This is a genomic window from Paenibacillus xanthanilyticus, assembly GCF_042682185.1.
GTDB lineage: Bacteria > Bacillota > Bacilli > Paenibacillales > Paenibacillaceae > Paenibacillus_Z > Paenibacillus_Z xanthanilyticus.
In genome coordinates, this window is record NZ_JBHUHA010000002.1 from 1,699,309 (window position 1) to 1,717,924 (window position 18,616).

An 18,616-nucleotide genomic window follows, 5' to 3' on the forward strand; every position below is an offset into this window, starting at 1 on the left:
CCATGGCTTCGAAACCGCAAAATTTATTATTTATCATGTCCGACCAGCATAACCGGGACATACTCGGATATAACGGTCACCCGATTGTCCAGACGCCTCATCTAAATCAGCTGGCTCAAGAAGGGGTTAATTTCACGAATGCCTATACCAATTGTCCGATCTGTGTACCTTCCCGTGCGAGCCTCGCCACCGGCCGTTATCCACATGATAATGGTTCTTGGGATAATGCCGCCCCTTATTCAGGGGATAAACCAAGCTGGGGGCATAGACTAGCGGAGCAAGGAATACAAGTCACGACCGTAGGCAAACTCCATTACCGTGATGAATCCGATGATACCGGCTTTCCCGACCAGCGACTTCCGCTCCATGTGCTGGGCGGGGTTGGAGATTTGTTCACCTTGATTCGGGAAACAGGCTTGCCTGCTGGATCACTTGGCCGCAAGCAGGTACTATCCGCAGGCCCTGGCGAATCCTCCTATACGAAGTATGACCGAGCGATTGCGGAAGAAGCGGTAAGGTTCCTCCGGGAGGAGGCGCCCAATCTCGATAAGCCGTGGGTGCTTTTCGTTTCTTTCGTCACCCCGCACTATCCTCTTACTGCTCCTGCAGAATACTTTGACCTATATCCACTGGACAGCATAGAGCTTCCGCGAAGCTACAAAATAGATGAGCGTTCCTCTCATCCCGTTGTCGATGAGTACCGCCGTTTGCTTGGCATTGCCGATGAATTGGACGAAGATGCTGTTAAGAACGCGGTTGCGGCCTATTACGGCCTGTGCAGTTTCATGGATGCCCAAGTCGGCCAAGTTCTGTCCGCGCTTAGGGAAACCGGACTGGATCAATCCACACGCATTATTTATACGTCCGATCATGGCGACTCGGCAGGCGAACATGGCCTCTGGTTCAAATCAACGATGTATGAGGGCTCTGCCGCCATACCGTTCATCATGGCAGGACCGGATCTGCCGAGGGGAACGCAAGTGACCCATAATATCTCACTGGTCGATTGCTTCCCGACGATCTTGGAAGCGGTCGGGGCTAAGCCTCATGAAGAAGATCACGACCTTCCGGGACAATCCTTGCTTACGCTCGCGAAGGGAGAATACGAGCCTAATCGGATCGTATTCAGCGAATACCACGCTGCAGCCAGCATTACTGGCTTCTTCATGATTCGTGAAGAGCAGTACAAATTCATTTATTATGTCGGTTACCCGCCGCAGCTGTTCAATCTGGTCGCGGATCCAGGGGAAAACAACGATTTGGCAGGAGATCCCGAGTATGCAGAAGTAGTATGGCGGCTTGAGCAGCGGCTGCGTGAGATCGTGGATCCCGAGAAGGTCAATAGCGAAGCGAGAGCGGATCAGGAATGCCGGCTCAATCTTCACGGAGGCCGGGAACAGGTCATAGCCAAGGGCTTCAAGGTCCCCTATACGCCAGCACCAGCGGTGAAGTAGAATTCACCCCTGCTTAAGGAGCAGAATGTAATGCGTACAAAATTTGAGGAATTCCGCTTCATTCGTCGGGCTATGCTCCATTCCAACCAGTTCCGCCCTACCGTGTCCGTAAAGCGGGGCAGCGGTCAGCCCGCCGCCTTGATTCAGGACCCCAAGCCTATGGATGACCTTGTCTTTACAGATGACCAAGGTCATACGACAACGCTTGCAGAAGTGTTGGGAGCGAATCATACGGATGCTTTTCTCGTTATGCATCAAGGCAGAATTGTGTATGAGAAGTATTTTGGAATGGAGCCGCTTCTGCAGCATGGGCTGGCCTCTGTTACCAAATCTTTCGTCGGCACGCTGGTTGGTATGGAACTGTACGAAGGAAGGATTAAAGCTAGCGATCGAGTGGATCAGTACATCCCGGAACTGGCAGAAAGCGCGTTTGGCGATGCGACCATTCAGCAGCTTCTGGACATGCAGATTTCCTGTGAGTACCCGGTTTACTTCCCAGAGGCGGATTATATTGATAATCAGCGGAATTTGCTCTTAACAGCAATTGGTACCATACCTGCCAAGGAAGGCTATTCCGGACCTCGGACGATCCGGCAATATCTTGCTTCGATCAAGAAGAAACAGGACCATGGCACAGCGTTCTCGTATAGCAACGGTCCGACCGAAACACTAGCCTGGTTCCTCAGCCGGGTATCCAGCAAATCTCTTGCCGACCTTTTGAGCGAGCAGATCTGGTCGAAGCTCGGTGCAGAGGAAGACGCTTACTTCGTCGTAGATGCGGAAAGCACCGAACAAGCTTGCGGCGGACTCCATGTCAGCCTTAGAGATGCGGCTCGATTCGCAGAGATGATGCGGAATGATGGCTGGTTCAATGGGCATGAAATTGTTCCTAAACCGGTTATTGATGAAATCCGCAAAGGGGCCAATGCCGATTTGTTTGCTGCGAGCATGCGATCCCATCCAAGAAGCGGTTTTGCGTATCACAACCAATGGTGGATTACCAATAACCGATTTGGATCATACGAGGCGAATGGACTGTACGGACAACGGATACATATCGCTCCACGGGCCGAGATGGTCATTGTGCAGTTTTCAACCCATCCGGGACACAGTGATGAGACAGCAAGATTATTCGCACGCGCTTTCGAGGCCATCGCTAATCATTTAATCTAAACCGGCCCTCTTGTCAGTCAGATGAAATCTTGAATTGGAAAGGTGGTTGCTTCATGACAAATTCATTCCTTCCGCATCATCCCGTCCCAGGAGCAGCTTCCGCCTTCACCCGTCTCGCTAACGAGAAAGCCCTTCACTCCCCTCAGCTGCGCTGGGAGGAGACCATCGACTTTGAAGATGCGGTGAGAGGATTCGTTGCCAAGGATGCTCCTCTTATTATTCGAAGAGCAGACGGAACGGCTATTTTGGATATGGAGCAATATGTAGAACTATTGCGCAGCGATGCCGCACCTGATACCGTCCATCCTAGCTTATGGCGGCATGCTAAACTGAATGCCCAAGCAGGACTTTTCAAGCTTAGCGAGAGGCTGTACCAGATCCGAGGTTACGATATGGCCAATATGATCGTGATCCAAGGAGATGCCGGTTATGTGATCCTTGACGCGTTAACGAGTGTGGAAGCCTCCGCGGCGGCCATCCAGCTCGTGTATAATACGCTCGGACACAGGCCGATCTCCGCTGTCATTATTGGGCATTCCCATTTGGATCATTTCGGCGGTATTCATGGCCTTGTGGAGGCTGCTGATGTGACGAGTGGGACAACCCGCATTTATGCCCCTGAAGGCTTCGTCGAAGCGGCCTTAAGCGAGAATGTGCTTGCCGGTCCGGTTACCAGGAGACGCGGTGTGTATCAATTTGGTTTTATGCTGCCGCTCGGCCCGGAGGGATTAATAGACGGCGGTCTCGGCAAATTCAGCATGGGCGGGAGCTCCTCGTTTCAATATCCTTCTGATTTCATCACCTACACCGGAGAAGAAATCGTGATTGACGGTGTACGCTTTGTATTCCAGCTGGCGCCTGATTCCGAGGCTCCGGCCAGCATGCAGGCGTATCTGCCTGACTTCAAAGCGCTCTGGGTCGGCGAAATTGTGAATCATGCGAATCACAATCTATGCCCCATCCGCGGAGCGAAACCCCGTGATGCCAAGGCTTGGGCCGGCTATATCGATGAGATGCTTCAGTTGTTTCCAGACGCTGAGCTGGCATTTGGTTCTCACTTTTGGCCGGTTAGCGGAAAGGATCGGGTTAACAATTGGCTTCGCAAACAACGGGATCTATACAAGTATATGCATGACCAGACACTGCGCCTTGCCAATCTAGGACTTACGCCGACGGAAATCGCCGAACGAATTGAGCTCCCGGAAAGCCTTGCTAGCGAATGGTTTAACCGCGATTATTACGGCGCTGTCTCCTTGAACGTGAAATCGATCTATACCTTTTATTTTGGCTGGTATGACGGCAATCCCGCAAACTTAAACCCGCTTCCCCCGGCAGAGACGGCGAAACGGCTCGTTGAAGTTATGGGGGGGCCAGCGGCTGTTCTAACGAACGCTCAAAAAGCCTACGCAGCCGGCGATTATCAGTGGGCTGTCCAGTTGCTCAATTATATTATCTTTGCTGAGCCCACGAACGAGGAAGCCATACTTCTGGAAGCTTCTGCTTATGAACAGCTCGGATTTCAGCAGGAGTCTGCCACCTTGCGCAATGCTTACCTGACCGCGGCTCATGAGCTGCGAAACCGGAATGTGAATCGGCCTGTCAGGAAGAATCCGGCGCTCTATAAGGATATGCGTACCGAGGATCTGCTCGATCTATTAGCTATCCTTTTGAACGGACCACGCGCTGCCGGCACCGTACTCGTGCTACGCTGGAGCATAACAGATGCGGCAGCCACGTATACCATTACGGTAGAAAATGCGGTTCTCCACGTCGCTAAGCTGTCAGGACCAGCGGTTGATAGCCATGCGGATGTATGTATCCATTCAACGCGGCAAGCGTTTATCCAGCTGTTATTTATGGATCAGCCGTTGGATCAGCTGCTCCAGGAAGACGAGCTTTCCATCTCAGGCGACCTTACGAAATTAAAGGCGTTTATCGAACTGCTGGATACATTTGACGGCCAGTTCCCGATCGTATTTCCTTAGAAGGAAGCCAAAATAAACAAGGAGCCTATCTATTTGACGAGTTAAACAACTTTATTTTCGCTCACCATGTGAGCCAGAAGCAGCAGCGAGAGATGAGACTGAGTGAGTGAGTGAGTGAGTGAGTTGAGTGGTGGAAGAGTGGTTACAGGAAAAAGTTGTTTATCGATGGACTGGTAAAAACGTCAGCTTCATTGGCTTGAATAAAGAAACAGCGGTAGTTTAGGAATGAAAAACAAAGTCCTAGACTACCGCTGATCTATTTAACTATCGTTCTCAGTTCGATTAATCCGTTATTGGTTTAAGCTGAATGAATTCCGACGAATCGTTCCACCAAACCTGCATTTCCACGGGGGTATCTGGACTGGATAATGCACCGTTTGAACCTGAGGAGCCAAGATTGTAAACGTGGCCGGCTTCATCAACGCTAGGGAGTGTCCCACTTCCATCCCCGCCTCCAAGCGTTTCATACTTGTAACGGAGTTGACCCGAGGGTCTTGGGTCCTTCCCGATATATTTCAGGAAGGGTCGTGATGTGTGAATCTCCTCACCTTTCGGCTTGTAAACGATATACATAGCGGCCCAATTCTCCGATTGCCCACGAAACTCGTGAACAAACTCCATTTCGCCACCTGCCACAAGATCCTGAATATTATCTCGTTCCATCCCAATGTATGCATCATTCTCATTCTGTACACATCCGCTAAGCAGTAGTGCGCCTGCCAGCAAAATCACTAGGATCTTTCTCATTTGACGCTCTCCTCCCCTACCTCTTATGTATCTTCTAGGCATCCACTATTTCATATACGTGAATTGGAAGTTATTGTGTCTTTTTTATCATTTTCACAATATCCTGCTCATCTATTTTGTTATTTTCAAGAGAAAGTCGAAAACTTTCATTAGAAGATAAATTAGTGAAATCTATGGTTAACCTATTCAATGATAATCGATTTTCGTTGCTCCAGTTAATTATGCTTTTCCCAAAGTTAGCTATTTTCTCGTTAGTCAAATCGTCACCTGAACATCCAATCCAAATATTATCGTTCTTTTTAAAATTATCAGCGGTAAAGAATACTGTTCCGTTGACCTCCATCTTCTCAAAAGAAAGGTTTGAATTTGCTGAGATGCATCCTTCTCCAATATCTTCCAATTGTATATCGCCCGACTCGCCAGTCTACTACTTTATTTTCACAGTCTAACACTTTATTTTCACCGGACATCAATCGCTTGTTTCAATGCCTTTTATGCTGCTGGAACCCCTACACTGATTAGGAGTGAAACATATGGGTTGTGCCTTTCGTTTAGATTATATCTAAGCGGAAAGGACTGCCATTAATGACAATCCTAAAAATAGCCCTAGCTGTTTTGATGGTTGCTGTCTCGATAGGTTGTACAAAAAACGACTCGAATGGTCCCACTAATGCAAACAGTCTACACACCAAGGTCAAGATAAATTACGACATCCAAAGTGTTGAGGAAGCCATGGAGGTCAAAGGCATAAATTTCAAACCTCAGCCTCCCCAGCGAGAATGGGTACTCGCAGGTGTAGAGCCTCGAGCATATTCCGTTGGCAGCGCAAGAGAGCAAGACGAGCCCGAAGAGGAAGCATTGATTTATATATTTGATTCCGACCATCATCGTGAAGAGGGTTTAGTGGACTTCCGTAACAAAACAGAGCATTATAACATGCTGTACCCCCAGATCTATACCAAACGAAATGTCTTGATTCTTTATTGGGCTCTTGGCGACATGAATCAGCCAACTGAATTAAAAGAGAAGTTTTCCAATGCGATGACCAGCCTCCACGTCATTACGGAATTCCAAGGTGAAACCATAGGAAGCAAAGCAATTCCCTTCACCACTTGGATTGGCGTAAAACGCTACGGTGGGGTTGCTTTTGATAAAGGAGCTGCCATCGAATCTGTGGACACCCATCGAAACGGCAAGGTCCATGCCATACAGATCCGAGGCTGGAGGCTGCCGTCATCCATAACTGTGGAGCATAAAGGCAGTACCGTGTTGATCGAATATAAAGAAGGCCCTCTGTCACACAAGGAAAACGTGATTCTCCGTTTTCGTGATGACAACTTAGATCCGTCACGCATCCAGATCTCCTTAAACGGCCGCAAACAACGCATAGTTGAAATTGTACAAGGAATAGAATAAACAACATAAAGCGGTGGAGGAATTCCGTCATCGCTTTTTCCTCTGTGGCCGCGAGTTTTTCTTTTTTCAATGACATCCCGTATTGAATATATACCAGCTTCGCCTAGATATATCATTACATAAACCAGTCTTCGACTGAGCTATCCTGGCCGTTGATTCAACAAAAACAGCCGATCGACATAATCGGCTGCCATCGTGTCTTTATTCAACTTACATTCTGCGTTAGCTCAACTATTCTCCGCCGCAGGAGGGTTAACCGCAAAAATGGAATGAATGTTACCTGCTGGATCTGCGAAGAAACCCGTGGTGTGCCCCCAAGACATCGACTTCGGTGCTGTAATTCCTGTAGCCCCTTTTGAAACAAACTCCTCATACATCGCGCGGACAGCTTCTGGAGAATCACATTCGAAGTTAAGCTCGAAGGCTTGCCCTTTACGCTCTTCTATAAAGGAATGATGACCGTTCGTGTTATCCGCCATTAATGGTGTTGAACAAATCGCGAGACGAATGCCGCTATTCACAAATTCAGCATAATGGTTCTCTTCAATGACGGACTTAAATCCGAGTACATCACGATAAAAGCTAGTCAATCTAGGAACATCATGCGCCAAAACAGTAATTCCCTCCAATTTCAAGTTCATACTCACAACTCCACCTTTTCTTAGATATGCAACTGATTTGTAGGTGCTTCAACCATTCTATTTGGCGGCCTGCTCCCTGTTCTGGTTAAACTATCGTTCTCCGTTAGCGCAATGAATGATAGTTGATTACGGCTCAACTTCTTTATTTCACCAAATTCTCCACCAAGGTTTATTTAATTTCTTAACTTCATTAACATCTAATTCAAATCCATCAAATTTTGTATTCGTATCAGCGGCGGAAATCATCAATATATCAGCTACTTCTTCTAATGCTTCATTACTCAATCTGCAAACTGGAGTAGTAATTTCTATTATGTACTCTGAGCCCTCATCTTCTTTGAAAATTACTACCTCAAATTCACCTTTAAATTGTGCCTCTAACTCTTTTGCATGTTCATACAAATTAGAGAATAGAAACGCTTTAATACGTCCTTTGTCTCCTTCCCTTATTCCTTTTTCACAAAGGGACTGCCAAAGTATTTTAGTAATTTCATGCTGTTTTAGTCTTTCAATGGGGTCGATTTTCTCGATTCCAACGTAACCATCCACTAAGGATTCCCCCGAGTCAAAATTTTTACTATCAATTTCCACGCTTAATTATATTCGCGAAAACCTTCAGATAACCTGCCAGTTCAACGACAGAAGGAGCAGCTGCCGGGGCTGCAAACTACTCCTGGATCATTGAACTAAAGTTTCCCGTTAATTCAACGGAGAATTGTCATCCTCCTTGGTTCTCTTATTCAAAAGTAGTCTCGTAGTAACTAAATGTGCAGTTATCACGCAAAGTAAGATCACTACATCATCATTTTGAACACCACTAAAGGCAAGCTCATTCACTGCATGAAAGAATCCGAACGAAAGTCCAATTAAAACTATTAAGTAAATAATCTTGTCCAATTAATTCAACCCCTTTTTTCTATGTTAACGCCTATTTCTATGCATTCGTTGAATTATCCTGCCCGATAGCTCAACGACAGAAGGAGCAGCTGCGCGGCGGCAAACTGCTCCTGGATGGCTCTGAACTAACGTCTTCAGTTAGCACAATACACTGAAGAGGCTAATTATGATCGATTTTTTAATTCCGCTACGTTCCCCTTAAATACTGTTATTGCTTCTACCATAGCAGAGACATTTTCTAATGAGGCAGACGACGGCGAGATACTTACTGCATCTAATGCGAAACCAAAACTTGTTCTTAACTCATTGAATAGATCATCTCCGGCTTTTTGATTCAGTAAAGATAGCGAACCGTACTGGTCGATAATCCCCCGAAAATCCTCTATGAGAACGGCTAGGGTAAGTTTTTCAGTATCTTGTAGCTGCTTGTCGGATATTAAACTCGCCAGATGCTGTGCTATCCATGATGACTTTTTATCTATTACATCCAGTTCCCTTTGTTGTGCGCTTATTATTTCATTACTCAGCATGTGTACTCTCTTTGATAGAAAAATCGAATAACCTCCAAAAGTAAGAACTAGCAATATGCAGATGAGATTGAACAGAGTAAATCGTTTCATAATATACCACGCTGCTTTCCACAAACTTGGGATATTTTAACCACCAAAGGCAGCGTTTATTCTTCTCGAAAAGGGGGGGGACTTCCACGTTATCCTGCCCGATAGTTCAACGACAGAAGGAGCAGCTGCGCGGCGGCAAACTGCTCCTGGATGGCTTTGAACTAACGTTCTTCGTTAGGTTAGTACCTTTGAAATATACAAACCTCTACTAGGGTGATCCACAGCTGCAGAAATCAATGCATACGCTTATCAAGCGTGGATTCTCATTATTGCTTGTTTGGGAGTTTCCTTCATTTTGAGGAGCAATATAAAATAAAACTTACCGTTATTTATGGTAAGGTTCACTGCGCTGTCTGTAACGACAAGCTTGAAGATCATCTTTGCCTATTTCCCGCTATCCATACCTTTTCGGGTTTGACATGCGTTCCATAATCATAGCGACCCTGCGCCTGCTAAAAAATCGAATTATATGAGCCATATAGTAATTGGCTCGACCATCGATGATATAGCTGCGTCCTTGGTCAATCCCGCGAAATCCGGCCTGTACAACCTTTTCCGGGGTCGAAAGTTTGCTGCCCGCAGCCATTTCCTTCCCGCCGACCACATCGAAAAATCCCGTCTCTGTTGCCCCCGGACACAAGGCGAGCACACGAACACCCCGCCCGCGCGTTTCCGCCCACAGCGCTTCAGAGAAAGATAGTACGAATGCTTTGGTTGCCCCATACACAGCCGAATAAGCGCAAGGCGCAAATGCGGCCATCGAAGCCACGTTCACGATGATACCGTCCCCATGCACCAGCATGTCGGGTAAAAAACGATGCGTAAGGTCTACTAGAGAGCCCGTGTTCAGCGCAATCTCATCCTGCTCGCGTTCCGGGTCGATCTCCTCGAAATGGCCGTATGTGCCGAAACCTGCATTGTTGATAAGTATATCGACCGTTAAGCCAAGTTCGGAAACATGCTCGGCCAGCAGACGCGAGGCGTTAGCTTTGGACAAATCGCAAGCTGCTACATAAGTCCGTACGCCGTACTGGCATTTGATTTCCAAAGCCAACGTTTCCAGTTTATCTATGGAACGCGCCGCCAGTACAACATGGCAGCCTCGTGCCGCTAGCTCTATGGCATACGCTTTTCCGATTCCGGACGAAGCACCGGTGACGATCGCCAACTTGTTTTGATACGCATAAGCATTCAAAATTCATTCCTCCTATCGTTCATATGGCTCTTTCGAGAATTAGCTTCATCGTACCGCAGATAGGAGGAGATTAACCACATCATGCTTTTACTGGTAACGCGACTAACAGCCAGCCTTCCTCCCCGCCCTTGTGGTAACAGACTCCTGATTGGGATTATAATGATCGTGGAGGTGGCGTATGTGAGAACAACTCGATCCTCATCCGCATTGGGTGAATTCATGAAATCACGACGAGAAAGGTTGCAGCCTTCAACAGCGGGTATCAAGCCGCTTCCCGGACGAAGACGCACCCAAGGGCTTCGAAGAGAAGAAGTCGCCTGTCTCGCGAATATAAGCGTGACTTACTATACTTGGCTGGAGCAAGGCAGAGAGGTCAATCCTTCACCGGAAGTGCTGCTCAATATCAGCACCGCGTTAAGGTTGGACGAAGACGAACAGAAGCATCTGTTTGATCTGGCAAATGTAGACCCGGGAAGCGTAGGTGTAGTGCTAAATAACGGAGGATCGGATACTGGTTTTTTGCAATCGATCGTGGACCAATTACATTATCCCTCTCTCGTAACTAACGAAGGTACGGACGTAATCGCCTGGAATCGGGCTGCTGAACTGATCATCGCCGATTTCGGCAGTCTGCCGAAAAGCGAGCGATATATGATGAACATTATGTTCTGCAACTCGGATTACCGCCAAAGACTAGTGAATTGGGAGGGATATGCCCGATATTCCGCGGGGATGCTGCGGGCAAGCTTAGACCGTTATAAGGATAACCCGTTGTTTATGCAACGGTTTGAACGTTTGATACGGGAAAGCGAGGAGTTTGCATACTTCTGGGAGCTCTATGAAATCAAACAAAAACGAACCGCAGGAACCGCATTATTTCGCCTCCCGGACGCACAGGAGTTGGAGTTCGTGATCCATTCCGCTTCTGTAATCGATAACGACCCTAGCCTGCACTGGTGTTTCTACGTCCCGGTACCCGGATCAGGCACTGAAGAGCGGCTATTGCGTTTGCTGAAGAAGAACACCACGTAAAGTTTCGCCACGCTTGATTTTTAGGCTCTGGTATCCAACGATAGCCCTTCCTAGCCGGTAATGAAAGTGGTTATTGGAATTCCTGCGAACATCTTCCGGGAGGTCTGCTCACCTGCGTGGATAACCTGACGGGCTTCTCTCAGGCTATTTCCGCCTGCTATCCACATACAGAAATCCAGAAGTGCATTATCCACCAGATCCGTAATTCCACGAATTATGTTTTGTACAAGGACTTGAAGAAAGTTACGGCTAATCTAAAGCCAATCTACAAGGCCGTAACCGGAGAAGCAGCCTTCTTAGAGCTGGACCGTACTGAAGACACATGGGGCAGCAAATGGACTGGGCGTGTGCAGTAACTGGGGTCAAATGCTTCTCCAGCTATCCGTTCTTCCCCGACCGGATCGGTCAATATCTACGTTAGTATTTTGCTTCAAGAGGGTTTACACAAAAAGCTTTACAGACCCGAGCACCACGGTTTATCGATAAAAAAACGCTTATAAACCCGCACCACTACAGCAATTAAACAACTATATTTTTTCTTCAGGTATCATTTCCGAATATATACTAAACAACTTTATTTTCCGTTAAAGAACTTTATTTCGAGTTAAACATCTTTATTTTCGCTCACCAAGAGGCCCAACCCTTGTAACCGCTTACCACATTGTAATAAAACTGTAATAGTACCTTCATGTTTCTTTCATCTAAAGCCGCTATAATGTACTCATGACCCCCCTTTATTATATATTCTCTCTTGTAGCCTGCGGATTTTTGCCGCAGGCCTCTTTTTTTATGTAAGATTTTGAAGTAGAAATAAAAAAACGCGGCTCTCGCCGCGTTTTCTTACAAAACTTGAAGTGTAACATTCCCACTCGCATCGGAACGTGTCCGCGCCAACCTTACAACCCCCGAGCCGCCTCCGCGAACTGCTTCGCCCGGGCCGTCAGCAGGTCGAACTTGCCCTCGCGGGCCCACGTCAGGTTGACGAGCTTGCTGCCCATGCCGACCGCGCAGGCGCCGGCCTTGAAATAGTCGGCGATGTTGTCCAGGTCGACGCCTCCGGTCGCGATCATCGGAATCCGGTCGAGCGGCGCGCGAATCTCGGCCAGATATTTCACGCCGAGCGACGCCATCGGGAAGATCTTCACCGCTTCGGCGCCGGCCTTCCACGCGCGGACGATCTCGGTCGGCGTCATGCAGCCCGGCCAGACCGGCACGCCCTGCTCGTTGCCGTAGACGACGACCGCTTCGTCGAGGTTCGGCGAGATCAGATATTGCGCGCCAGCCGCGACCGCTTCCTTCGCCATGTCGAGATCAAGCACCGTCCCCGCGCCGATCGCCGCTTCGCCGCCGAACTTCTCCCGCCAGCGGCTGATCAAGCCGGTCGCGCCTGCCGTATTCATCGTAATCTCCATCATGCCGATCCCGCCATCGATCAGCGCGCGCGCGGCATCGTCCGCATAGCGGTCCTCGACGCCGCGGAAGATCGCCACGATCCGCTCCCGCGTAAGTCTCTCTAACATGTCGCTCATCGCATTCAGCTCTCCTTCTCTTGCACCCTGCTCTCGCACATATTCCTCGTGGTGTGGATCTCGGCTGACTGCAGCGATCAGGTCCAGTCTACTATTTGTGAACGCATCTACGATTCCCTTAACGCGCCGCGGCGATCTCCCAGTACTCCCGCAAAATCCGCAGGAATACGTTTGGGAATGCCAGCTCCGCCATATCGGCTTCGCTGATCCAGCGGTAATTCGCGGGCATCCCCGCGCCTTCCGCCATCGCTTCGCCACCCGCAGCTGTCTCTCGGGCCGCGCTCGCGTAGGCTTCGCCGCCTTCCGCGACCTTGTATCGATCCGAGGCATCCGACGCAGCCGATGCCGCCTCAGCTTCCTCCAGCACGAAGCCGAACTCCGCCTTGAACACCTGCACATCCCACACGATATGGCTGAACACATGCTCGGCTTCGCTCCACCAGCCGACCGGACGGATCAGCACGCGATCCTCCGCCGCGAGCTGGCGGCACAGCGCGTCCATCTGCGCTTCCTTCCCGACTATCGGGCTATCCGCCATCGCGCTCCCGTCGATCGCCAGCATCTCCGCCGCAAGCTTGTCCGCCTTCGCCTTCGCGCCGCGCGCCGGCTTCTTCTTCGGCGCCAGGCCCTCGGCCAGCACGTGCGGCAGCTCCCACATGCGGGCGAGCAGCCCGCTCTCCGGGCGCTGACGGACGAGCAGCTGGCCGGCGTGTTCGCCCGTGCCGACGATGAGCGCGGCGAGCCGCGTCTCCGGACGCGGCGGCTTCGCCTTCGTCTTGATCGGCAGGACATGCTCCTTGCCTTCCGCCCGGCCTTCGCAGTGCGCCATGACCGGACAGGTCAGGCAGCCCGGCGACTTCGGCGTGCAGACGAGCGCGCCCAATTCCATCAGCGCTTGATTGAAATCGCCGGCCGCGCCTTCGGGAATGAGCGAGGCGGCCAGCTTCTCGATGCCGATGCGCGTAGACGGCTTGGCAATGTCGTCCTCGAGGCAGAAGTAGCGCGACAGCACCCGCATGACGTTGCCGTCGACGGCCGGCTCCGGCCGGTTGAACGCGATGCTCATGATCGCGCCCGTCGTATACGGGCCGACGCCGCGCAGCGCCGCCACCATATCCTTGTTATCCGGCACGATGCCGCCGTGACGCTCCGCGACCTCGCGCGCGCCGGCCTGCAGATTCCGCGCCCGGGAGTAATAGCCCAAGCCTTCCCACAGCTTGAGCACCTCCTCCTCCGGCGCTTCGGCCAGCGCGGTGATCGTGGGGAATTTCGCCAGGAACCGCTCATAATACGGAATGACCGTATCGACCCGCGTCTGCTGCAGCATGACCTCGGATACCCAGATCCGGTAAGGGTCCCGGTTCATCCGCCATGGCAGCACGCGTTTGTTCGCGCGGTACCAATCCAGCAGCTCGCGGCTGAAATACGCCTTGGCCTCCGTGCCCGCGCCAGCCAGCTCGCTTACGCTCGCCCGCGTCGCATTCTCGCTGCGCCCCGACACCTCGTCTGCCGCATTCGTCCGCTCCGTCATCCTTGCACCTCGCTCTTCTCATCCTCGCTAATCTTGCTTCTCTGCTGCTGAGCGATTTGCCGGTAGCGGCTCGGCGTCAGACCATAGTGCTGGCGGAACAGGCGGGACAGGTAATGATTCTGCATCCCGACCGACCGCGCCACCTCCGCCACGCGCACGTCCGTATCCTGCAGCAGCCGGCGCGCTTCCTCCAGCCTGCGGTTGTTCACGTATTGAATCGGCGAACAGCCCGTGACGGACTTGAAATACCCAATGAAATAATTCGGATGCAAAAACGCCAATTTGGCCAAATCATACACGCCGATGTTCGATGCCAAATGACTATCGATGTACGCGAGCACCGGCTCCAGCTTCCCCATTAGCTCATGGTCATGCAGCGGCGTCGTCTGGCAGAAGTCGCATACCTCCAGATAGGCCGCCACCAAATCGAGGAACGCCGCGCGCACGCGCAGCTCCCGGGTGAACAGCTCCGATCCGAACGCCTGCACAAGCCGGGCGAAGTCCTGCTCCGCCTCCCCCTGCACGAACGGCGCAACCGCGACGGGGAACTCGTCCAGCGGCAGCGTGCCCGCTGACGGGCGGAAGTGGCACCAATACACCTCGCATGGCTCCGCGCCGTCATTGCCGAACTGCTGCGACAGACCGGCCGGAAGCATGTACATATATCCAGGCTCGAGCGTATACGATACGCCGTCCAGAATTAGCCATCCCATCCCGCTTCGCACATACCAGAGCCGATAGTAATCCGGCGTATCGTCGCGGTGGAATCCGGTATGCATCTGCGAAATAGTAGCCATAGACACATCAGCTTGAAAGCGATGAAAATTATTTTGTAATATGGTCTTATAGGTAGAATTCATGTAAACTCCCACTATCTCGAAATCTATATACCACTTACTATTATAAGGCGTATCGGATAAAAAGGACATGTTACTAATTGGCACTGTGTCTATTGTCCGCTTTGAGAGGAGAACCACCATGAACGAACGTAAGCATTCATTCCACATTCGCCCGCACATGCGCGCGATGACCCGCCTTTCCCTTGCCACAACCGCCGCCGTGGCTCTCCTGATCGCATCCGGATGCGGAGGTGGTTCGGGGAGCCAAGGAGGCACCAACTCCGCCGAACTGACCGGCCCCGCCGAGACGCTGACCCTCTACCGGAACAACTGCGTCAATTGCCACGGCGCCGAGCTTCAAGGCCGGATGGGAGCCGTCACGAATCTGGCCGAGGTCGGCGGCCGCATGACCGAAGCCGAGATCGAGGCGCAGATCAAGTCCGGTTCCGGCGCGATGCCCGCGTTCGCCGAGCGGCTGAGCGAAGAGGAAATCAAGGCGCTGGCTTCATGGCTGGCCGAGCAATCGTAACAAAAGAGGATCCGCCACCCGCCTTACCGTACGAACGACGGCAAGCTGCGCGGGGCAGATCCTCTTTTGGTTTCCAATCCGGATTATCGATAATCATCACGACGCTTCGCGCTGCGCCCGTCCTTCGGCAGTCCCGAGGTCAGCGGTCCGGAATACGTCCAGCGACAGGCTCCCATTTGCGGATGCATCGGGAAACGGTCTCCCTGCATGAGCGGCAGCTTGCTCCCCCATACATTCGTGTACATGCCGTCGTAAGCCACCTCCTGACCGCTGATGAACGTCCACTTCGCCCGGGACTCTTGAATCGTTAAAACATTAGGCACTTGTTCCATCTCCTCTCCCTGATTGCATACATAATGGTGTATTCACATTATGTGCGTTTGGTGACACAATCAAACAAGGTGAAACGGATACGCCGTCTTTTAACGGCGAAGTAAGTTTCATTCCGGAGAAGCTGATTGGTTTGCGTTCACAATCCGAGGATTGGGAATGCAGCATTCAGCGAGGGAGAAATACAAGATCATAAATACACGTAACACTTATATATGCTTGTATTTTCAGAAAATGGTGGGCAAACGCCTAATTTACCGACTCTTAAACCTCTTCGACAACGACGAAGGCCGAGGCGAAAGGCTGCTCGTGCGTGATCGTCACGTGAATGCGCGTCCGCGCGGCATCTCTGCCCAGGCGATCCCACGCCGCCGCGCTTAACGCCGCGCCCGGCTTCCCCGAAGCATCCCGGCCGATCTCCATGTCCTGGAACGACAGCTCGCCGCCAATGCCGCAGCCCAGCGCCTTCGAGAGCGCCTCCTTCGCCGCGAACCGCCCCGCCGCGTATTCGGTTCGGCGCAAGCCGCCGAGCCCCGCGATGGTCTCCCGCTCGCCCGGCGTTAAGATCCGCCGCAGAAACTTCTCGCCGATCTCCCCGTCCAGGATGGACGCGACCCGCGTCAGCGAAGCCATATCGTGTCCGATGCCGATGATCATGCTCGTCCGCCTCCTTCACCCGTCTCTACGCAAAAAGAGGGAAGCCCGTGCCATTCGGCCGGTCGTCTTCCCTCTTGCCGCATCCGCGGTTAAATACCCGGAATCGGTTCGCGCTTATGCGCGGTCTTCACGTACTGCTTCTCCAGCTTCTCGCGAGCGGCATCGCCCACTTGTTTGCCTTCGAGGTACGCACTGTTGTCGTCGTACGTAATGCCAAGCTCCGCTTCGTCCGTCTGTCCTTCCCAAAGACCGGCGGTCGGCGCTTTGTCGAGGACGCTCTGCGGCACGCCCAGACGGGCGGCCAGCAGGCGCACTTGGCGCTTGTTCAGCGTGCTAAGCGGCGTAATGTCGACAGCGCCGTCGCCCCACTTCGTATAGAAGCCGGTGATGGCTTCCGAAGCGTGGTCGGTGCCGACGACGAGCAGGTTGAGCTCGAACGCCAGCGCATACTGCGTCACCATCCGCGTGCGGGCCTTCACATTGCCCTTGCCGCCGCGGCTGATGTGGCGGGAGATGCCGATCGACTTCAGGCTATGCTCCACTTCCAGCGCGATCTCGTCGACCGCCTCCTGGATATTGGTCTCGACCTTGTGCGTCAGCTTGAACGCTTCGGCCACCGCATAGCTGTCGGCGATATCGACCTGCTCGCCGTATGGCTGGAACACGCCGAGCGTGATGTATTCCTTGCCCGTCTCTTCGGAGAGCTCGTCGGTCGCCTGCTTGCAAAGACCGGTCGCCACCGCGCTGTCGATCCCGCCGCTGATCGCGATCAAGAGGCCGGTCGTGCCCGATTTGCGGACGTAGTCCTTCAAGAAGTCGACGCGCTTGCGAATCTCCTGGTCCGGATCGATCTCGGGCTTCACGCCGAGACGTTCAATGATCTCCTGCTGCATGCTCATCCAAAGTCACCTCTTAACGGCAGAAACGGTCGAACGCAGACGTCAAATCTGCAGCGATGTCGGCGGCCGAACGGTTCTCGATTTGATGGCGCTCGATAAAGTGAACGAGCTCGCCGTCTTTCAGAAGCGCGATCGAAGGGGACGAAGGCGGGTACGGAGCGAAATACTCGCGCGCCTTGGCCGTTGCTTCCTTATCTTGACCGGCGAATACGGTGTACAGGTGATCAGGCGTAATATCGTGTTCGAGCGCTTGCGCCACGCCCGGACGGCATTGGCCGGCCGCGCAGCCGCATACGGAGTTGACCACGACAAGAGCGGTTCCCTTGGCCGTCGGCAGCTTCGCCTCGACATCCTCCGGCGTGCGCAGCTCCTCGATACCAAGACGCGTCAGATCGTCTCTCATCGGTTGTACCATATCCAGCATATATCTTTCGAACGACATTGACATAGAATACCACTCCTCATCACAATCATTTATTACCCATTATACCGCCCGTCTAAAATGAAAGCAAAGAAAAAGCAACCGGCGCGCATCGCTCCGATTGCTTGATGGTGACGCCGCGGCGAGGCGGTTATTCCGCTTCGTTCGGCTCGTCCGCCTCCGCGGCGGCGTAGCTCGTATTTTTGTCCGGGTGCATGAATATGCCGGCCGCCGGCGCGAGACCCCGCTCGAAATAATTCCGGTTCTCGTCCGTTTGAAACCCGATGTCCTTGAACGGATGCACCCACTCGTCGCCGGCCATGATGGCCGGATCGGTGTCCACCGTCCAATTCGCAAGCGGCGAGCTCGCCGACTCGTAATCGTGATCGCCGATCACGACGCCGTGCGAATTCGTGAACGGCGTGCGCGGTCCACGCCCTTCTCGGAATTCGGGCAGGAAATTGATTTCGAACGGATCGAGCGCCGGATCGTCGCCGCCCGCAAGCAGCGTCTCGTCGGTCTCGGATGCCGCTCCTGCGGCCATATCCCGTTTCGTCTCTTCCCTCATGCGCTTCTCCGCCTTATTCAGCCGGCTGGTTCGGTCCGTCCAGCTTCTTGTCGTACCCTTCCTGCTCCGGCTGTTTCTGCTGACCGCGCTGCGCTGGTGCGCTGGCCGAGCCGCTGCTTTGGGACGCGCGGGACTTGTCGTTGTTTGCCATGT

The 18,616-nt window shown here is 52.2% G+C and carries 21 protein-coding genes and 1 pseudogene; 7 read left to right on the forward strand and 15 right to left on the reverse strand.

Going from position 1 to position 18,616, the window contains the following annotated elements; genetic code table 11:
• The first annotated feature begins 2 nt into the window (after window positions 1-2).
• From ACFSKT_RS24620 to ACFSKT_RS24630, 3 genes are read left to right on the forward strand one after another with little or no spacing between them, the layout of a single operon-like run.
• Window positions 3-1,454 (forward strand): sulfatase-like hydrolase/transferase, encoded by a 1,452-nt coding sequence (locus ACFSKT_RS24620; protein WP_377721006.1) that lies wholly within the window; start codon window positions 3-5, stop codon window positions 1,452-1,454.
• A gap of 30 nt (window positions 1,455-1,484) precedes the next feature.
• Complete coding sequence (locus tag ACFSKT_RS24625) at window positions 1,485-2,627, forward strand: serine hydrolase domain-containing protein (protein ID WP_377721005.1); 1,143 nt, start codon at window positions 1,485-1,487, stop codon at window positions 2,625-2,627.
• 53 nt (window positions 2,628-2,680) lie between these two features.
• Window positions 2,681-4,612: an alkyl/aryl-sulfatase gene (locus ACFSKT_RS24630; protein WP_377721004.1), complete on the forward strand. Its 1,932-nt coding sequence runs from the start codon at window positions 2,681-2,683 to the stop codon at window positions 4,610-4,612.
• 282 nt (window positions 4,613-4,894) lie between these two features.
• Here the strand turns inward: ACFSKT_RS24630 and ACFSKT_RS24635 are convergent, their stop codons facing one another.
• A complete protein-coding gene (locus ACFSKT_RS24635) occupies window positions 4,895-5,359 on the reverse strand; it encodes a hypothetical protein (protein ID WP_377721003.1) in 465 nt (154 codons plus the stop codon).
• Between the two features lie 70 nt (window positions 5,360-5,429).
• Entirely contained in the window at window positions 5,430-5,759 is a 330-nt protein-coding gene (locus ACFSKT_RS24640; protein ID WP_377721002.1) for a hypothetical protein, read from the reverse strand.
• Between the two features lie 185 nt (window positions 5,760-5,944).
• Here ACFSKT_RS24640 and ACFSKT_RS24645 point away from each other — a divergent pair, with 185 nt between their 5' ends.
• The gene (locus tag ACFSKT_RS24645; RefSeq protein WP_377721001.1) at window positions 5,945-6,775 is read left to right on the forward strand and encodes a hypothetical protein; all 831 of its coding nucleotides are present in this window, start codon (window positions 5,945-5,947) and stop codon (window positions 6,773-6,775) included.
• Window positions 6,776-7,002: 227 nt separating this feature from the next.
• Here ACFSKT_RS24645 and ACFSKT_RS24650 read toward each other — a convergent pair whose 3' ends face one another.
• The 4 genes from ACFSKT_RS24650 to ACFSKT_RS24665 all read right to left on the reverse strand — a co-directional run bounded on the left by ACFSKT_RS24650 (window position 7,003) and on the right by ACFSKT_RS24665 (window position 10,128).
• Entirely contained in the window at window positions 7,003-7,416 is a 414-nt protein-coding gene (locus ACFSKT_RS24650) for a VOC family protein (protein WP_377721000.1), read from the reverse strand.
• Window positions 7,417-7,563: 147 nt separating this feature from the next.
• Entirely contained in the window at window positions 7,564-7,965 is a 402-nt protein-coding gene (locus ACFSKT_RS24655; RefSeq protein WP_377720999.1) for a hypothetical protein, read from the reverse strand.
• 512 nt (window positions 7,966-8,477) lie between these two features.
• Window positions 8,478-8,843: a hypothetical protein gene (locus ACFSKT_RS24660; RefSeq protein ID WP_377720998.1), complete on the reverse strand. Its 366-nt coding sequence runs from the start codon at window positions 8,841-8,843 to the stop codon at window positions 8,478-8,480.
• 484 nt (window positions 8,844-9,327) lie between these two features.
• Window positions 9,328-10,128: an SDR family NAD(P)-dependent oxidoreductase gene (locus ACFSKT_RS24665; RefSeq protein ID WP_377720997.1), complete on the reverse strand. Its 801-nt coding sequence runs from the start codon at window positions 10,126-10,128 to the stop codon at window positions 9,328-9,330.
• 180 nt (window positions 10,129-10,308) lie between these two features.
• On the opposite strand from ACFSKT_RS24665, the gene ACFSKT_RS24670 reads away from it, so the two are divergent.
• Window positions 10,309-11,160 carry a helix-turn-helix transcriptional regulator gene (locus tag ACFSKT_RS24670; protein WP_377720996.1) on the forward strand — a complete coding sequence of 284 codons (852 nt, stop codon included), beginning with the start codon at window positions 10,309-10,311 and terminating at the stop codon, window positions 11,158-11,160.
• 104 nt (window positions 11,161-11,264) lie between these two features.
• Window positions 11,265-11,581, forward strand: a pseudogene (locus tag ACFSKT_RS24675) (transposase); the annotation flags it as partial.
• A gap of 475 nt (window positions 11,582-12,056) precedes the next feature.
• On the opposite strand, the gene ACFSKT_RS24680 reads toward ACFSKT_RS24675, so the two are convergent.
• The 3 genes from ACFSKT_RS24680 to ACFSKT_RS24690 all read right to left on the reverse strand — a co-directional run bounded on the left by ACFSKT_RS24680 (window position 12,057) and on the right by ACFSKT_RS24690 (window position 15,017).
• Window positions 12,057-12,689: a bifunctional 4-hydroxy-2-oxoglutarate aldolase/2-dehydro-3-deoxy-phosphogluconate aldolase gene (locus ACFSKT_RS24680; protein WP_377720995.1), complete on the reverse strand. Its 633-nt coding sequence runs from the start codon at window positions 12,687-12,689 to the stop codon at window positions 12,057-12,059.
• 118 nt (window positions 12,690-12,807) lie between these two features.
• Window positions 12,808-14,220 (reverse strand): A/G-specific adenine glycosylase, encoded by a 1,413-nt coding sequence (gene mutY / locus ACFSKT_RS24685; protein WP_377720994.1) that lies wholly within the window; start codon window positions 14,218-14,220, stop codon window positions 12,808-12,810.
• Window positions 14,217-15,017, reverse strand: a complete 801-nt coding sequence (locus tag ACFSKT_RS24690) for a helix-turn-helix domain-containing protein (protein WP_377720993.1) — start codon at window positions 15,015-15,017, stop codon at window positions 14,217-14,219. The genes mutY and ACFSKT_RS24690 overlap by 4 nt, the downstream gene beginning before the upstream one ends.
• Window positions 15,018-15,198: 181 nt before the next feature.
• Here ACFSKT_RS24690 and ACFSKT_RS24695 point away from each other — a divergent pair, with 181 nt between their 5' ends.
• Window positions 15,199-15,588 (forward strand): c-type cytochrome, encoded by a 390-nt coding sequence (locus ACFSKT_RS24695; RefSeq protein WP_377720992.1) that lies wholly within the window; start codon window positions 15,199-15,201, stop codon window positions 15,586-15,588.
• Between the two features lie 83 nt (window positions 15,589-15,671).
• Here ACFSKT_RS24695 and ACFSKT_RS24700 read toward each other — a convergent pair whose 3' ends face one another.
• The 6 genes from ACFSKT_RS24700 to ACFSKT_RS24725 form a co-directional block, all read right to left on the reverse strand.
• Complete coding sequence (locus tag ACFSKT_RS24700; RefSeq protein ID WP_377720991.1) at window positions 15,672-15,911, reverse strand: hypothetical protein; 240 nt, start codon at window positions 15,909-15,911, stop codon at window positions 15,672-15,674.
• Window positions 15,912-16,182: 271 nt separating this feature from the next.
• Window positions 16,183-16,575: a holo-ACP synthase gene (gene acpS / locus ACFSKT_RS24705; protein WP_377720990.1), complete on the reverse strand. Its 393-nt coding sequence runs from the start codon at window positions 16,573-16,575 to the stop codon at window positions 16,183-16,185.
• An 89-nt stretch (window positions 16,576-16,664) separates the two neighbouring features.
• A complete protein-coding gene (gene nadE / locus ACFSKT_RS24710; protein ID WP_377720989.1) occupies window positions 16,665-17,474 on the reverse strand; it encodes an ammonia-dependent NAD(+) synthetase in 810 nt (269 codons plus the stop codon).
• 13 nt (window positions 17,475-17,487) lie between these two features.
• On the reverse strand, window positions 17,488-17,922 hold the full coding sequence (locus tag ACFSKT_RS24715; protein WP_377720988.1) for a BrxA/BrxB family bacilliredoxin: 435 nt from the start codon (window positions 17,920-17,922) through the stop codon (window positions 17,488-17,490).
• Window positions 17,923-18,046: 124 nt separating this feature from the next.
• Complete coding sequence (locus ACFSKT_RS24720) at window positions 18,047-18,439, reverse strand: DUF3905 domain-containing protein (protein WP_377721131.1); 393 nt, start codon at window positions 18,437-18,439, stop codon at window positions 18,047-18,049.
• 37 nt (window positions 18,440-18,476) lie between these two features.
• Window positions 18,477-18,614: a hypothetical protein gene (locus ACFSKT_RS24725; protein ID WP_377720987.1), complete on the reverse strand. Its 138-nt coding sequence runs from the start codon at window positions 18,612-18,614 to the stop codon at window positions 18,477-18,479.
• Between the last annotated feature and the right edge of the window lie 2 nt (window positions 18,615-18,616).

What these genes read in the sequence shown, in the direction of transcription:
- ACFSKT_RS24680 (WP_377720995.1), bottom strand. Translation starts at nt 12,689, where the DNA reads ATGAGCGACATGTTAGAGAGACTTACGCGGGAGCGGATCGTGGCGATC.
- mutY (WP_377720994.1), bottom strand. Translation starts at nt 14,220, where the DNA reads ATGACGGAGCGGACGAATGCGGCAGACGAGGTGTCGGGGCGCAGCGAG.
- nadE (WP_377720989.1), bottom strand. Translation starts at nt 17,474, where the DNA reads ATGAGCATGCAGCAGGAGATCATTGAACGTCTCGGCGTGAAGCCCGAG.
- ACFSKT_RS24625 (WP_377721005.1), top strand. Translation starts at nt 1,485, where the DNA reads ATGCGTACAAAATTTGAGGAATTCCGCTTCATTCGTCGGGCTATGCTC.
- ACFSKT_RS24620 (WP_377721006.1), top strand. Translation starts at nt 3, where the DNA reads ATGGCTTCGAAACCGCAAAATTTATTATTTATCATGTCCGACCAGCAT.
- ACFSKT_RS24695 (WP_377720992.1), top strand. Translation starts at nt 15,199, where the DNA reads ATGAACGAACGTAAGCATTCATTCCACATTCGCCCGCACATGCGCGCG.
- ACFSKT_RS24650 (WP_377721000.1), bottom strand. Translation starts at nt 7,416, where the DNA reads ATGAACTTGAAATTGGAGGGAATTACTGTTTTGGCGCATGATGTTCCT.
- ACFSKT_RS24690 (WP_377720993.1), bottom strand. Translation starts at nt 15,017, where the DNA reads ATGGCTACTATTTCGCAGATGCATACCGGATTCCACCGCGACGATACG.
- ACFSKT_RS24660 (WP_377720998.1), bottom strand. Translation starts at nt 8,843, where the DNA reads ATGCTGAGTAATGAAATAATAAGCGCACAACAAAGGGAACTGGATGTA.
- acpS (WP_377720990.1), bottom strand. Translation starts at nt 16,575, where the DNA reads ATGATCATCGGCATCGGACACGATATGGCTTCGCTGACGCGGGTCGCG.
- ACFSKT_RS24720 (WP_377721131.1), bottom strand. Translation starts at nt 18,439, where the DNA reads ATGGCCGCAGGAGCGGCATCCGAGACCGACGAGACGCTGCTTGCGGGC.
- ACFSKT_RS24645 (WP_377721001.1), top strand. Translation starts at nt 5,945, where the DNA reads ATGACAATCCTAAAAATAGCCCTAGCTGTTTTGATGGTTGCTGTCTCG.
- ACFSKT_RS24715 (WP_377720988.1), bottom strand. Translation starts at nt 17,922, where the DNA reads ATGTCAATGTCGTTCGAAAGATATATGCTGGATATGGTACAACCGATG.
- ACFSKT_RS24635 (WP_377721003.1), bottom strand. Translation starts at nt 5,359, where the DNA reads ATGAGAAAGATCCTAGTGATTTTGCTGGCAGGCGCACTACTGCTTAGC.
- ACFSKT_RS24630 (WP_377721004.1), top strand. Translation starts at nt 2,681, where the DNA reads ATGACAAATTCATTCCTTCCGCATCATCCCGTCCCAGGAGCAGCTTCC.
- ACFSKT_RS24725 (WP_377720987.1), bottom strand. Translation starts at nt 18,614, where the DNA reads ATGGCAAACAACGACAAGTCCCGCGCGTCCCAAAGCAGCGGCTCGGCC.